The sequence below is a fragment of the Bernardetia sp. MNP-M8 genome (assembly GCF_037126285.1).
Classification (GTDB): Bacteria; Bacteroidota; Bacteroidia; order Cytophagales; family Bernardetiaceae; genus Bernardetia.
The window spans coordinates 5033716-5046698 of sequence record NZ_CP147012.1 but is presented as its reverse complement, the minus strand read 5'-3'; the positions used below and the strand labels follow the sequence as shown (position 1 = coordinate 5046698).

At 31.4% G+C, this 12983-nt stretch carries 14 protein-coding genes; 2 read left to right on the top strand and 12 right to left on the bottom strand.

Annotation, left to right across the window (positions count from 1 at the left end; all coding sequences use genetic code 11):
* Positions 1–141: 141 nt before the first annotated feature.
* A complete protein-coding gene (locus tag V9L04_RS20400) occupies positions 142–1296 on the bottom strand; it encodes a sigma-54 dependent transcriptional regulator (RefSeq protein ID WP_338791782.1) in 1155 nt (384 codons plus the stop codon).
* 386 nt (positions 1297–1682) lie between these two features.
* Between V9L04_RS20400 and V9L04_RS20395 the strand changes: the two genes are divergently transcribed.
* Positions 1683–2099, top strand: a complete 417-nt coding sequence (locus V9L04_RS20395) for a hypothetical protein (protein ID WP_338791781.1) — start codon at positions 1683–1685, stop codon at positions 2097–2099.
* Between the two features lie 82 nt (positions 2100–2181).
* Here the strand turns inward: V9L04_RS20395 and V9L04_RS20390 are convergent, their stop codons facing one another.
* Both V9L04_RS20390 and V9L04_RS20385 read right to left on the bottom strand, forming a co-directional pair.
* The gene (locus tag V9L04_RS20390) at positions 2182–3237 is read right to left on the bottom strand and encodes a prolyl oligopeptidase family serine peptidase (protein WP_338791780.1); all 1056 of its coding nucleotides are present in this window, start codon (positions 3235–3237) and stop codon (positions 2182–2184) included.
* A 445-nt stretch (positions 3238–3682) separates the two neighbouring features.
* Positions 3683–4051, bottom strand: coding sequence for a DUF4919 domain-containing protein (locus V9L04_RS20385; protein WP_338791779.1), 369 nt, complete (start codon positions 4049–4051; stop codon positions 3683–3685).
* 294 nt (positions 4052–4345) lie between these two features.
* On the opposite strand from V9L04_RS20385, the gene V9L04_RS20380 reads away from it, so the two are divergent.
* On the top strand, positions 4346–4759 hold the full coding sequence (locus V9L04_RS20380) for a DUF4345 domain-containing protein (RefSeq protein ID WP_338791778.1): 414 nt from the start codon (positions 4346–4348) through the stop codon (positions 4757–4759).
* Positions 4760–4836: 77 nt separating this feature from the next.
* Here the strand turns inward: V9L04_RS20380 and V9L04_RS20375 are convergent, their stop codons facing one another.
* The 9 genes from V9L04_RS20375 to V9L04_RS20335 form a co-directional block, all read right to left on the bottom strand.
* Entirely contained in the window at positions 4837–5418 is a 582-nt protein-coding gene (locus tag V9L04_RS20375) for a Crp/Fnr family transcriptional regulator (RefSeq protein ID WP_338791777.1), read from the bottom strand.
* A 248-nt stretch (positions 5419–5666) separates the two neighbouring features.
* A complete protein-coding gene (locus V9L04_RS20370; protein ID WP_338791776.1) occupies positions 5667–6110 on the bottom strand; it encodes a hypothetical protein in 444 nt (147 codons plus the stop codon).
* 235 nt (positions 6111–6345) lie between these two features.
* On the bottom strand, positions 6346–6924 hold the full coding sequence (locus tag V9L04_RS20365) for an NAD(P)H-dependent oxidoreductase (RefSeq protein ID WP_338791775.1): 579 nt from the start codon (positions 6922–6924) through the stop codon (positions 6346–6348).
* Positions 6925–6928: 4 nt separating this feature from the next.
* Positions 6929–7252 carry a hypothetical protein gene (locus V9L04_RS20360; protein ID WP_338791774.1) on the bottom strand — a complete coding sequence of 108 codons (324 nt, stop codon included), beginning with the start codon at positions 7250–7252 and terminating at the stop codon, positions 6929–6931.
* A 93-nt stretch (positions 7253–7345) separates the two neighbouring features.
* On the bottom strand, positions 7346–7927 hold the full coding sequence (locus V9L04_RS20355) for a Crp/Fnr family transcriptional regulator (protein ID WP_338791773.1): 582 nt from the start codon (positions 7925–7927) through the stop codon (positions 7346–7348).
* Between the two features lie 193 nt (positions 7928–8120).
* Positions 8121–8462 carry a hypothetical protein gene (locus tag V9L04_RS20350; protein ID WP_338791772.1) on the bottom strand — a complete coding sequence of 114 codons (342 nt, stop codon included), beginning with the start codon at positions 8460–8462 and terminating at the stop codon, positions 8121–8123.
* 16 nt (positions 8463–8478) lie between these two features.
* Complete coding sequence (locus tag V9L04_RS20345) at positions 8479–8961, bottom strand: DUF2628 domain-containing protein (protein WP_338791771.1); 483 nt, start codon at positions 8959–8961, stop codon at positions 8479–8481.
* Between the two features lie 217 nt (positions 8962–9178).
* Positions 9179–10264 carry a branched-chain amino acid aminotransferase gene (locus V9L04_RS20340; RefSeq protein WP_338791770.1) on the bottom strand — a complete coding sequence of 362 codons (1086 nt, stop codon included), beginning with the start codon at positions 10262–10264 and terminating at the stop codon, positions 9179–9181.
* 381 nt (positions 10265–10645) lie between these two features.
* Positions 10646–12898 carry a TonB-dependent receptor gene (locus V9L04_RS20335; protein WP_338791769.1) on the bottom strand — a complete coding sequence of 751 codons (2253 nt, stop codon included), beginning with the start codon at positions 12896–12898 and terminating at the stop codon, positions 10646–10648.
* Positions 12899–12983: the final 85 nt, after the last annotated feature.

Sequence of the window (12983 nt, the reverse complement as noted above, 5' to 3'; positions counted from 1 at the left end):
TTATATACGATAATTTTGACTTAAAAATTTAATTTCAATTAATTTTTGGACATAATTTAGTCCGATAAAAACCCATTGTATAAGTTTTCAAAACTAATATAATGGGTTTTTCTTCATTTAATGAAAATAAGGATTATCAAACTAAGCATGTTTTTTTACATCATCAGCTGTGATTGCTTTTCCACTCATGATGATAAGTCTTTCTACTACATTTCTGAGTTCACGAATATTTCCTGTCCAGTCGTGTTTTTGAAGTTCTTTCAATGCTGCTGCATCAATTTTCTTTTTAGGCTCACCATATTCAGTAGCAATTTGATCTAAAAAATGTTCCACCAAAAGAGGAATATCATCTCTACGATCATTGAGAGCAGGAACTTTTATCAAAATAACACCCAAACGATGGTACAAGTCTTCTCTAAAATTTCCATTTTTTATTTCTTCTTTTAGATTTTTATTGGTTGCAGCCACTACACGAACATCAACTTTAATTTCTTTATCACCACCCACACGAGTAATTTTGTGTTCTTGCAAAGCACGTAAAACTTTTGCTTGTGCCGAAAGACTCATGTCGCCAATTTCATCAAGAAATAAAGTACCTTTATCTGCCAATTCAAACTTACCAATACGTTGTTTGATAGCTGATGTAAAAGAGCCTTTTTCGTGTCCGAAAAGCTCACTTTCTATAAGCTCAGAAGGAATAGCAGCACAGTTTACCTCTACTAAAAGATGCGCCGAACGCTCACTTTTTTCGTGTAACCACTTAGCAACTAACTCTTTTCCTGAACCATTAGGTCCTGTAATCATAACACGAGCATCTGTAGGCGCAACTTTTTCGATAGTTTCTTTTACATCGTGAATAGCCTGTGATTCTCCAATAATATCAATCGTTTTAGGGACTTTTTTCTTTAATGTTTTGGTTTCTGTAACGAGCTGGGTTTTTTCCATTGCATTACGAATTGTAACCAAAAGACGATTCAAATCGGGTGGTTTTTCGATAAAATCAAATGCTCCTTTTTTGGTACATTCAACAGCAGTTTCGATGTTTCCGTGTGCCGAAATCATGATAAAAGCGTTTTCTCTACCTAGCTCGGTAGATTTTTGTAATACTTCTATGCCGTCCATTTTTGGCATTTTGATGTCACATAAAACCACATCGTAATTATTAATAAGCAACATATCAAGACCTTGCTGTCCGTCTTTGGCTTCATCTATTTCGTACTTTTCGTACTCCAAAATATCTCGGAGTGTATGACGAATGGCAGCTTCATCGTCTATGATAAGAATTTTTTTTGGCATAAAATAAATGGTGCTTGTGTTGTTGGTCAGCAGACCAACAACGGCGAGAAAATGTTTTTTAAATCCTCAACGAGACTTTGCCATCGTTGAGGACGTTGTTATATAGCAATCTACAATAAGAAAAGAGTTTTTACAAGAAAAAGTTTGAAAATTATCTATCTGAAAAGTAATTTGGACTTTAATTAAATTTGTAGGACACCAACAACGGCAAAAAAAGCACTTTTTCGTAAAACAATCGCCATTGTCGGTGTCCTCACCGACGATTTAGTACTATCAATTTAAATAAGCACACTCTCTTGTATGTTGTTTTCAAACGTATTTTTTTTATATTTGTATAAAAAATCACTACTTAAAACTACTTACAACGTTTATTATATTTCAGATAAATGAAAACAGAAATAAATGTAACAGAGTTCTATTCCTTATCAGCAGATTACTCTAAAAATAGGATTTATTATATCCACTTAAAAGCAAAATGGAGAAATGATGCTATTTTCGAACAATTTCGCTCTGATTGGATAAAAGCAGTAGATAGTATGCAAAAAAATTTTACTGTCTTAGCAGATTTGAAACTTATGCAACCTATGCCTAATAAGTTTCAAAAAATAATGGAAGAATTACAACAGTATCAATTAGAGAATGGTTTCTTGTATTCAGCCTCAGTTATTTCAGCAGATGATATTGCTGTTTTGCAAGTTCAGAGAACTGTCAATCGTACTGAGCTTTCTGTCAAACACTTCAACACAGAAGAACAAGCCGAAGATTTTTTAGATGAAATTGTAGAAAACTCAAATCAAGAGTAACTTTTTATTTTGTAGCTTAAAATTTCATTTAACAAAAACAAGGAATTATTTTTTTGATAAATCGTAATTAAAGAAAGTATGCTTAAAGAAGTGGTATAGTTACTTTATTTTGAGTTTCATTGTAGCTTTGCTCTTCTCGTAAATATTTATTGAACCAATTAATAATTCTTGCATTTGCTTGCTTCTTATTTTTAGATAGAGTATGATCCCCTTTTGTAAAAGATAATAATTGATAGGGAAAATTTAAACTATCAAGTTTAGTGGTCAATTCTACTACTTCATCATAATTAACTCTCTTATCATCAATACCATGCAATAAAAGTAAGGGAGTTTTACTAAGCTCTTCTGCCCAAAAACATACAGATCTAGCTTTTAATTCTTCCTCCTTATTTTCATAATAATTGGGAATTAACTCAGCATGTACATTTTTTTCTAATGCTGGACGATCTTTTATTGATGTAAACTCATTAGCAGAACCTGCCATTACAACAGCTGTTTTGAATATCTCTGAGTTTTGCAGAGCTTTATAAGTCATCATACCCCCTCTACTATGACCATATAAACCTATTTTAGAAGTATTTGCCATAGGCTCTTCTGAAAGTGCTGGTACTAAATTTAATACATCATTTACATCTGCCCCCCCAAACTCTTCTTTTCCTTCACTACCACTATTTCCTCTATAATTAGAAGCTATAACTACATAACCTTGTTCTGCTAATGCAGTCATATATATATTAACCATTCTAAAGTTAAGTCTTCCATAATCTTTATTTCCACCTCTATTAAAGATAATACATGGATAAACTCCTTCTTTCTTGGGTGTTACCATACTACCTGTTACAATCAAACCATCACTTTTGTAGGCTATGGAATAGTGTATCGTGTTTTTTAAAGGCTTAAATTTAGAAAAAAACACACCTGATGTTTCTAAAAACCAATACTTAAATCCGTCTAACTTTTGCTTTTTTAATATTTCCCCTTCTTTAAAATCGCCAAATTTTATCTTAGTTTCAGAAACTGTATCAGTTAAAATATCTTCATCTATATATGATAAACTCCATATCATAGTACCGATGACTAAACTTACAATTATGATTAAGAATAATACTATTTTAAGTATTGGTTTAATTAATTTCATATAAGCAAATGTGTAGTAAGTAAAATAGAAATAAAAAACACTTTTTGTTGTTGGCTATCAATCGTAAAATGAAATCAACAGTTCCACAACAAGTTTAGATTTACGGAAGTTTGTATAAAATGTTTGTGTTTTTTTGTTATTTTATGTTTTTGCTTAGTTTTTTTCATTCTCTGTATATACTCATTCATAATTGGTTTTCGACAAATAATAACTAAATTTTCACTCAAAAAATTCCTTATTTAAATCCTAAGAATCTTTAAGACCGTTAGGTGGAGTAACAAAAACTGATTAATCTTGAGTATAAAAGAGGAGAGTAATCATTAAACCTTATCACGGTTTGTATTAAGGTATTTCAGACTTCCAGCCTGAACATCAAAAACAGTACTTTATCAAATTCAACAGTCTGGAAGACTGTTATACAAAAATAACCGTGATAACCTTTATTTTATAAGAAAATAAATACATACTCAAAATACAACTTTCTGCCTGAGGAGCTTTCCCAAAGAGAAAACATTTTTCCATCAATATTCGAATCTTCTATTCGTTTTCCATTGAATCCCAGAAAGCCAACTAGTAATCCATCATCTCCTATATTAGAGATTTTAATAGATGACTCAGAAGTATTTCCATCTCCAGTATATAATATGGATTGTACAATTGCTTTCATACGCAAGTAATACTTATTCTCAGTATTGCCTTCTAACTTACCTAAACACATAGAAAGATAAATCAAAGTTCCTAAATCAAATGGATTTTCTTGAATTAGTTTCATTCCAATATTTTTTGCCTTTTTAAGTCTATTTGAATTAGCCATTTTAAACATTTTTATTCTTCTTGGGTCAAGACAAAGAGATGGAAAAGGTGTTAAATCTATATTTTTCAATCCTTGGGAATAATAAAAATATTTTAAATCTTCTTTTGCGAAGTCTTACTGTAAGACAGATGTTTTTGTATATATATCCAGTAATATTGAGAAGAAGTATCGGTAACGAAAGTTCTTACTTTTTTGTAATAATTTCATTTCTTATCTTAAGTCAAGTAGACTGTTATTTGCGTCATTTATCTTTGTGTCATTATAAATTTAATACAAAACAATATTTTAGTTATTATGAAACAGTCAATTTATTTAAAAGCAATTCTAATTTTTGCAGGTGTTATTGGTATTTCAGTAGGTATCGGTCAAATGTTTTTTCCTATTGTATTTGAAGCATCTGCTGGTATAAACGTAGAAGGGGAAGTTAGTTTGTTAAGTGAAATAAGAGCTGCTGGTGGTACTTTATTAATTGCAGGGATTATAATGTTTTGGGGTGCATTCAGACATTCTCTAAGTAGTTCGGCACTTTTCCTTGCTATTTTATTTTATTTGTCTTACGGTTTATCACGAGTGTACGGTATTATCGTTGATGGCATTCCTAACCAATCATTAGTGATTGTAACTATCTCTGAAATCACCATAGGTCTTGTAGCTTATATTGTATATTATAGATTGAGAAAAAAGACTAGTAGTGATTTAAAAATGTAAAAAGAGGAAGTCTTATTATGGTTTTAAATTATTAGACTTCGGTATATTTGAATTATTTTTTACTGATAGTATTGATACTAATCCCTATTTTTCAAAATCCTTTTTCTAATTCTACTTAGCGATTCTGGAGTTACACCAATGTAACTTGATATATATATAAGTGGAATTCTATTTAAAATTTCAGGTCTTGATTTCATTAACATCAAATATCTTTTCTCGGCATTAAAACAGTTAAGAAGTGTGATGTAATTTTCAGCTTTTTTATAATCCTCAAACATAAGACTATGGGTTAAATGTTCAATGGATGGATTGGAATTATGCATTACGAGCTCTTGTTCTCTCGTACCACTGATTAGTGTGGAATTTTCAATAAATTGAATAGTGTATTCAGATGGCTTACCATTCAAATAACTTGAATATAAAACCACAGGTTCGCCATCAAGAAAAAATTCTGTAGTTTTTTCAACTCCATCTACAACTTTAAATTGACGAAGACAACCTTTTAGAACAAAATAACATTTCCTGCAAATATTCCCCTCTTGAATCAGAATATCTCCTTTTTTAAAGGTTTCAACGGATGTGTTTTTTATGATTAGGTCAATTTCATCTGAACTAAATCTATTAAACTTAAGTAAATATTTTTTTGCTATTTCGTTCATTGCTAGATTTTTATTCTACTCTACACTAATATTGCTACTAACGTGTGTGGCTTAGAGAAAGTAGGATTTATTAGATGATTCGTTAGTAAACCTATAATTGTTCAAAGGTCTGTGTCCATGTGTGGTTGTTCTTTTATCATCAATATACTATTTTGAGCTGCAATTCCAAACCAAATTAATGTTATAAATACCCAAATGCGTTGAGTAATACCCACATAATCTTGTGAAAAGAAGCCATAATCAAAAAACTAAAAAAATATGATATGTATAAGCGATGTTAATATTGAATAGGTCACGAAATATTTAGATTTCAAAACCTCTCTATATTCAATCACAAAAATTAGAGGAATGATTATCAGAACATTTGTTAGTCCATATATATCGTGTAATGGGCTAGTTAATATAAATACTCCTGCAAAAATCCAAGTCAAACCAAAGGCAAAAATGGTTAATAATGAAAAATAAGCTTTTACTAACTTGAAAACTTGCACAGCAAAAATACACATAGAAATACCAATAATTATATCTAAAATTCTGTGAGTGTATGCAATAGAAGGAGTTTCTAGAGCCAATTCACTTATTCTTTGTGAAGCAACATCATAGCCAGAAACAAATAGACCAAGTATTATATTTATTACAGCTAAGACAGGGATAATAAAAGCCTGTTTAATTAGAAATACATCTTTCTTCATTTTTAAAATTCAATAGTTTTTATTAAATGTCACACAACTTATATGGCTTAGGAATAATCTGTTCATAATTATAAATTTAGGTTCTCTCAAAGTTACAAAGAAATCCTAAAAAGCAGTAGATAAAATTTTATTTTCATTGTTGTTCTTAGTGGTGTGCTTGTATTAGTATGAAATACAAAGCGTGACACTTAAATAGATTTGTAGGTTCGTAGTGGACATTACGAACAGGTGGGTATTACTTATTCATCTGCCCCAATTTTTCAACTTTATTCAACCATTTAGCTCTAAACTCTTCTGTAGAAAGGCGTATAGGTCCAATGGCTGTAATTCGCACTTTTTTCACACCAATATAATGCAATGTTCCTTTTTTCATTGCATTGTGGCTAGGGCTTCTATAAACAAATTTGTAAAACCAAGTTGGTTGATCCATTGTGCAAATTATTCTAGCAGATTTACCTGTCAGGCACTTATCCGAAAGCAATGAGTTTTCTCTTTTATTAAAAGCAAATCCAGGAAGTAAAATTCGGTCTAAAAAGCCTTTCATCATTGCAGGGACAGAGCTCCACCAAACAGGATATACCCAAACTATATGGTCTGCCCATTTTAATTTATCCTGTGCAGCTAGTAAATCTGGTTCTAGTTCAGTCCGTTTTCTATATCCAAATTCTAGGTTTGGGTTGAAGTTCAATTCTCGGATATTAATTTCTTTTATTTCAGCATTTGATTTTTCAGCACCTATTTTATAGGCTTCTGAAAGTCCAAAACTGAAGCTTTCCTTGTCAGGATGTCCGTTTATAATTAGTATTTTCTTCATCTACTTAGAAATATTTTTTGATTTTTGATTCAAATTGTGTTCCTGATAAAGTTTCTATTTTGAAGAATTTATAGAGTATGAAAGTGGTAGGAACAGTCAAAAAGAAGCTACAAATTGCAAAAGTAGTAATGCTACAAAGCACAGCTAAGATTTGTGAGCCAAGTTCTCCCAAGTAATTTTGTGCGATAAAAAAAAGATAGATGACTTCTGAATAGTCATAAAAGCGAACGGTGGTTTCGTAGATAAGCCAAGCAGGATAAAACCATTTTCTAATAGGTTCCCACCATTTTCCCCAAATTGATTTTAGTTGTAAATTTTGTTCTTCCATTTGTAATTAATTTTAGTTATAAATTTTGTTATTCCATTTGTAATTATTTATTACAAAGGTCAAACTAATGGAAGTGGTATCATTTGATATAGATCAAATTCGGTTTTTAGGGTTTCTTATTCTACTCAAAGTTTCAAGTGTAATTCCCAAATAAGAAGCAATATGAGTGAGTGGAATTCTGTTTGTTATGTCAGGATAAATTGTTAAAAGGTGCTTGTACCGTTCCTCCGCTTTATTGAATTGAATGGTATACAATCTTTCGCACAAACCTAACATAGTTTCGGTTATCACTTTGCTTATAAAGCGTTCAAAATCGTGATATTTATTAGTAAGTATATCTACAGTGTCTTTTGTAAACTCAATAACTGTTGAATCTTCAATAAACTCAACATAATGAGGACTCGGCTCTTTGCTGAAAAAACTTACTATAGAAGCCATAATCTGATTTTCAAAAGTAAACCAGTCAGAAATGTCCTTTCCGTCTTTCAGGTAATAGGCTCTAGAACAGCCTTGTACAATTAGATATCCTTTTTTAGAAAATTGTCCTTCACGAACCACAATTTCTCCTTTTTTAAACGTGCTAATTTTTGAATTGGCAATAAATTCCTTCTGACATTCATTGGATATTGGTGAATAAATTTCTCCAATTTCATTTAAGATTTTTTCAATGTTCATTTTTTATTGACTACAATTTTTCGATTTAGTACAGAGGTTCGTTTTAATGTTTGCCAACGGTATGGCTTGGCGAAAGTGGGATTTCTTAGCTCCTTCCCTCGCTAAACCTCTAAAAGTTTATTTTATGTTCAAAAGTCTGTGTCAAAATATTAAGTCTATTTTTGCTAAACTGATGTTAGTGGTAGTTTTTTTTCTATCCGTTATAGATTATATACTCGGTAATCGTGTTATTCTCAATTGTTAAAATCAAATAACCCGTATTAATTCCTTCTCTAGTATGTCCAAGAAAGTACTCAAGTTGTTTTTTAGTTTTTTTGTCTGGTTGACCAAGCAGTTTTATTACTTGTTCAAATGACATTCCTTTTAAGTCATATTCGTCAATCAAGTCTTCTGTCATATCCCAACGTAAAGACAAATCTACTTCTGATTCTTCCCAATTTCTCCATTCTTCGGAGTTAAATTTAGTTTGATTACAACTTGTCAACAAAATGGTCAAGGTCATCAAAATAAAAATTAGTTGGAAAAATCTTTTCATTGGTTAGTGTGGTTTTCTATGGGATAAAGTTATTATAAAGGAAAGTTAAAGCGATTATACCTGCTAATATAATAAAAACTAAGTAACTAACGCCTCCTTTACGCTTGACTATTTTATGTATTTGTTCTGTGTCATTATATTTTTGTTGAGCATTTGTTATTACTCTTTCTGCGTGTTTTATATACAAATAATTTCCCATGAACCCTGTAATTGTAGCTATTAAGATTGTCATAACAACATTAACAGTGTTAATAGTAGATTCGTCCATATCAGGGAAAAACAATACTTCTAAAAAACCTTCTCCTACTACGATAAGCAAAATCACAAATGCTTGTAGATACATTTTCCTATATATAAACCAAAAAAGTCCGAACAAAAATGCAAAAACATTAAAGGTAAATTTTTGACCTGTTTGATAGCTTATCAATTTGTCAATATAGTATTCTTTGCTTTTATGAAAAAATAATTCAAATAATGTGTTGTCGTCAGACTTGTTCATAGTTTTCTGTGAATGATTTCTACTAAAATGGCAGCAACTGGTTTATAAACGCAATAGCGTTCAATTATTTAAAAAAACTTTCGTATATCTCTCTAAATAAAGTAGTAAACGAATGTTATTGCTTTAAAGATAAGTGATTTTTAGAAACAAATAAAAAAACGCATTGAATTAAACTAATAAAACAATGCGTTCACAATTTACCATTCATAATTTCAGATTAGACTTTTTCCATCCACCCAAAACGGTCTTCACTTTCTGCTGAACGAATGGCTTTTAATTCTTTCAAAATATGATTACTTATTTTACGAGTTTCTATGGCAGGGAGTTCATAATCTATACCTTCTATTCCAATGGCTGCAATTTGAGAAATTACGGCTGCTGTTCCTACTCCAAAGGCTTCAGTTAGGTTACCATTTTTCATAGCTCCTTCTATCTCTGCTACTGTTACAGGTCGTTCTTCTACTTCATAGCCCAAATCTTTTGCTAAGAGAACCAAACTTTTGCGAGTAATTCCATTCAAAATAGTATCTCCTACGGGTGGCGTAAGTATTTTTCCTTTGCTTCCATCATCAATGACAAACATAATATTCATTGTTCCAGACTCTTCAATGTATTTGTGTTCTTTTGCATCTGTCCAGATAAGCTGATGATATCCTTCTTCTTGTGCTAATTTAGCTGGATATAAAGCTGCTGCATAATTTCCTCCCGTTTTTGCATTTCCTGTTCCTCCACTTGCAGCACGAACAAATTTAGTTTCTACTTTTACACGTACAGGCTGTGTATAGTATGCGCCCACAGGACATGTAAAAATGATAAATTTATACTCTTCGGCAGGACGAACTCCCAAAAAACCTTCAGATGCAAAGATAAATGGACGAATATAAAGTGAACTTCCTTCTGATTTAGGAACCCATTTTCTATCTACATCTATCAATTTTTTTAGTCCTTGCATAAAAATTTCCTTGTTCATTTTAGGAATACACATACGCTCACAAGAACGCATTAAACGCTCATAATTTTCTTCTGGACGGAAAAGAACAACTTCATCTTTTTTATTATAGAACGCTTTCATTCCTTCAAAAATAGTTTGAGAATAATGAAGAGTCGAAGCTGCTGGACTCAATGAAAGGTTACCATAAGGCACAATTTTAAAATCTGTCCAAGCTCCATCTTTATAATCAGCAATAAACATGTGGTCAGAAAAAACACGACCAAAAGGAATATTATCTTGGTCTAATTCTGTAATGCGTGAATGTGCTGTTGGCTGAACATCAATATAAATACTTGTGTCGGTAGAGAGCATATTTGTATAAATTTTTGTGATTTTTATTTAGCTGAAATAGGGTAATACAAAATTGATTTTCTAAAACGATACACAATAAAACAGAATAAAATTTTGATATTCTTTTATTAACAAATTTTAATTTTATTTCTATGTGAAAAAGTTTTTGAAAACATGGTAATTTAGAATCTTGAACAAAACAGGTTTCATTTTTTTCTTTAAAACAAAGTAAAAACAGAACTCTGCTTTTATTCTTAGCAAGATACTAAAATTAGAGCAGTTTTAAAAGCAAATGTTTTTTGTATTGGTCTACTATTAAACTAAAAAAGTAAGAGTTTGATTATTCCAACAGACAAATATTATCAATCTATTTCAATATTTTTTAAGAAAAAAAGTAATTCTCTAAAAATTCAAACGAATGGTAGTCCAACCTGTTGTGGTTTCCCAAGCTGGCGTTCCAGATGAAATATCTTCTCCTCCTGCATTACTATTCATAGGCGAAAGATTTTTTTCATTAAGTAAATTTTTTATAGAAACTCCCCATTGAACTGTTTTTGTTATGTTCCATTGTGTAGAAAGGTTTACAATCAATCCTCCATCTGCAACTGTTCCAATAGGTGAATACCACTTGCTATAATAAAGTGCATTCATTCCAATAGAAAATGAAGAAATAGGAGTTACAATAAAATTGGTACGAAATACACTTTCTGGATAGGCTTTAAAATGCAAATTTTCATTGCCATCATCTGCCAAATACATACTATTTCCTCCTTGTGCAATTTGTTTTTGTTCATCAGTTGCTCCCAAAACTTTAACTAATGAATGCGACAAAATTAAGTTAAAAATATCCTGCGAATAGGTCATTGAAGTTTCTAAACCTACTTGATTAAAACTTCCTGGGGTATTTTTGAAATACCAAAACCCATTCCAATCTCCTGCTTTGTCTGTGCCAATTTCATCTAAAATAACATCATTAGGATCACGATAAATTACTCCTACATCAATTACATTGGTAATGCTATTATAAAAAGCAACAGCATTAAATTTTAATTTTTTGGAAGGAAGGAACGTAAATGAACCCTCAATTCCATTTATTCTTTCAGGTAAAACAGTTGGAATATTTCTTTCTGTATCACTTGTTGGATTTCCATTAGCATCAAAAACTGGAATATCTGCACCATTTACACGACCATAATTATCAGCACGCAAAAATCCATCACCATTATATCCTCCTGTGTAATGCAAACCTACTGCACCTCTAAAACCTGTTTGATACGAAAGACGAGTAATAAATTTTTCAGTAGGAGAATAAATAGCACCTACACGAGGTGAAATATTATTTCCCCAAAAAGGATGGTTATCATAACGAAAAGCTCCAAAGACTTCTAGTTTATCAGAAACTGTATAATAATCTTCTGCAAAAAAACTAAAAACTTGTATGTCTTTTCTAAAACCCATTGTCAAAACTTGATTTGCTGTTGTTGGGTCGAAAGCTCCAATTTTATTTGCTATAAAATTATTGTTTTGATTATTAGTTTTTCCCATCTGAAAAACTCGTGCTTCTACTCCTATTGCTAATTTGTTATTTGGAACTAATTCATTGAGGTTTAAAAGTAGTTTTCCTCCCAAACGATCTTCACGAGTACCTCCCATTGCCGTTCCGATAACAGAAAAAAGAGCAAAATTATCTTGAGCATAACTCATTTCTGCTTTCAAAACTGCGTGTTGGCTCAAATTAAAATTATACGAACCTGTAATAGTTGTAAGTGTCTGATTAAAAACATTTCTATCTCTATAAAAATTATACAAATCACGTATTTGGTCAGTATAAGTAGCTTCAATTTTGAAGTTTTTATACTCAATATTTCCAGTCATCAAAACACTTTCTGATTTGCGAAGACGAAGACCAACATCTTTTACTGACCCACCTGCAAAACCTTGATTTCCTTGTTGTGCTGCCCAACCATCATCTCTAAGTTCTTGTCCTTGATAACGACTTGTAGAAATATAAAAATAACTTTTTAAATCTCCAGAGCGAAGTTGAGCATCAAAGCTACCATTTAAAGCTCTATTTAATCCAACACCAGCCGTCATATTTGCTCTTGCAAGACCTTCTGTTTTTCCAAACTCACCTTGTTTGGTTACGATATTTATTACCCCCAAAAGTGCCCCCTGTCCGAGTGTAACCGAACCAGCACCACGAATAACTTCTACTCTTTCTATGTAATCATAGTTTGTATTATTAAGAATTGCATCAGCAGGACCCCAAAAAAATTCTGTATTTACATTATGTCCATTTATGAGAAGCATTACCTTTGAGTTATTATCAGGGGCAAGACCACGAAAACCCATAATCATGTCATCTTGATCTTCAACAAGAAAAAATCCAGGGACAAAAAGCATTAAAGCCTCAGCAAGTGTACGAGCAGAACTGAGTTGCAATTGCTCACGAGTAATTGTAGTTACAGCAGCAGGCTGTTTGTTTTCATCGGTGCTAACATTTGATGCAACACTGATAGCTGTTTGGTTTTCTTCGGTTTCGGTAAGCTCATCTAAAGAAAATTTGTAAAGTTCACTTTGAAGAGAATCTATTTGAGCAAAAGAAGAAAAGCAACTGAAACTCAATAAAGAGAATAAGAGTAAAGTATTTTTCATAAGAGTAGATTTTTAATTTGGTATAGTTAAGATAGTTAATTTTACTGGTATTTTAAAAAAAAGCCGTAAAATTGTATAAAAATTT

What these genes read in the sequence shown, in the direction of transcription:
- V9L04_RS20400 (WP_338791782.1), bottom strand. Translation starts at nt 1,296, where the DNA reads ATGCCAAAAAAAATTCTTATCATAGACGATGAAGCTGCCATTCGTCAT.
- V9L04_RS20395 (WP_338791781.1), top strand. Translation starts at nt 1,683, where the DNA reads ATGAAAACAGAAATAAATGTAACAGAGTTCTATTCCTTATCAGCAGAT.
- V9L04_RS20390 (WP_338791780.1), bottom strand. Translation starts at nt 3,237, where the DNA reads ATGAAATTAATTAAACCAATACTTAAAATAGTATTATTCTTAATCATA.
- V9L04_RS20385 (WP_338791779.1), bottom strand. Translation starts at nt 4,051, where the DNA reads ATGGCTAATTCAAATAGACTTAAAAAGGCAAAAAATATTGGAATGAAA.
- V9L04_RS20380 (WP_338791778.1), top strand. Translation starts at nt 4,346, where the DNA reads ATGAAACAGTCAATTTATTTAAAAGCAATTCTAATTTTTGCAGGTGTT.
- V9L04_RS20375 (WP_338791777.1), bottom strand. Translation starts at nt 5,418, where the DNA reads ATGAACGAAATAGCAAAAAAATATTTACTTAAGTTTAATAGATTTAGT.
- V9L04_RS20370 (WP_338791776.1), bottom strand. Translation starts at nt 6,110, where the DNA reads ATGAAGAAAGATGTATTTCTAATTAAACAGGCTTTTATTATCCCTGTC.
- V9L04_RS20365 (WP_338791775.1), bottom strand. Translation starts at nt 6,924, where the DNA reads ATGAAGAAAATACTAATTATAAACGGACATCCTGACAAGGAAAGCTTC.
- V9L04_RS20360 (WP_338791774.1), bottom strand. Translation starts at nt 7,252, where the DNA reads ATGGAAGAACAAAATTTACAACTAAAATCAATTTGGGGAAAATGGTGG.
- V9L04_RS20355 (WP_338791773.1), bottom strand. Translation starts at nt 7,927, where the DNA reads ATGAACATTGAAAAAATCTTAAATGAAATTGGAGAAATTTATTCACCA.
- V9L04_RS20350 (WP_338791772.1), bottom strand. Translation starts at nt 8,462, where the DNA reads ATGAAAAGATTTTTCCAACTAATTTTTATTTTGATGACCTTGACCATT.
- V9L04_RS20345 (WP_338791771.1), bottom strand. Translation starts at nt 8,961, where the DNA reads ATGAACAAGTCTGACGACAACACATTATTTGAATTATTTTTTCATAAA.
- V9L04_RS20340 (WP_338791770.1), bottom strand. Translation starts at nt 10,264, where the DNA reads ATGCTCTCTACCGACACAAGTATTTATATTGATGTTCAGCCAACAGCA.
- V9L04_RS20335 (WP_338791769.1), bottom strand. Translation starts at nt 12,898, where the DNA reads ATGAAAAATACTTTACTCTTATTCTCTTTATTGAGTTTCAGTTGCTTT.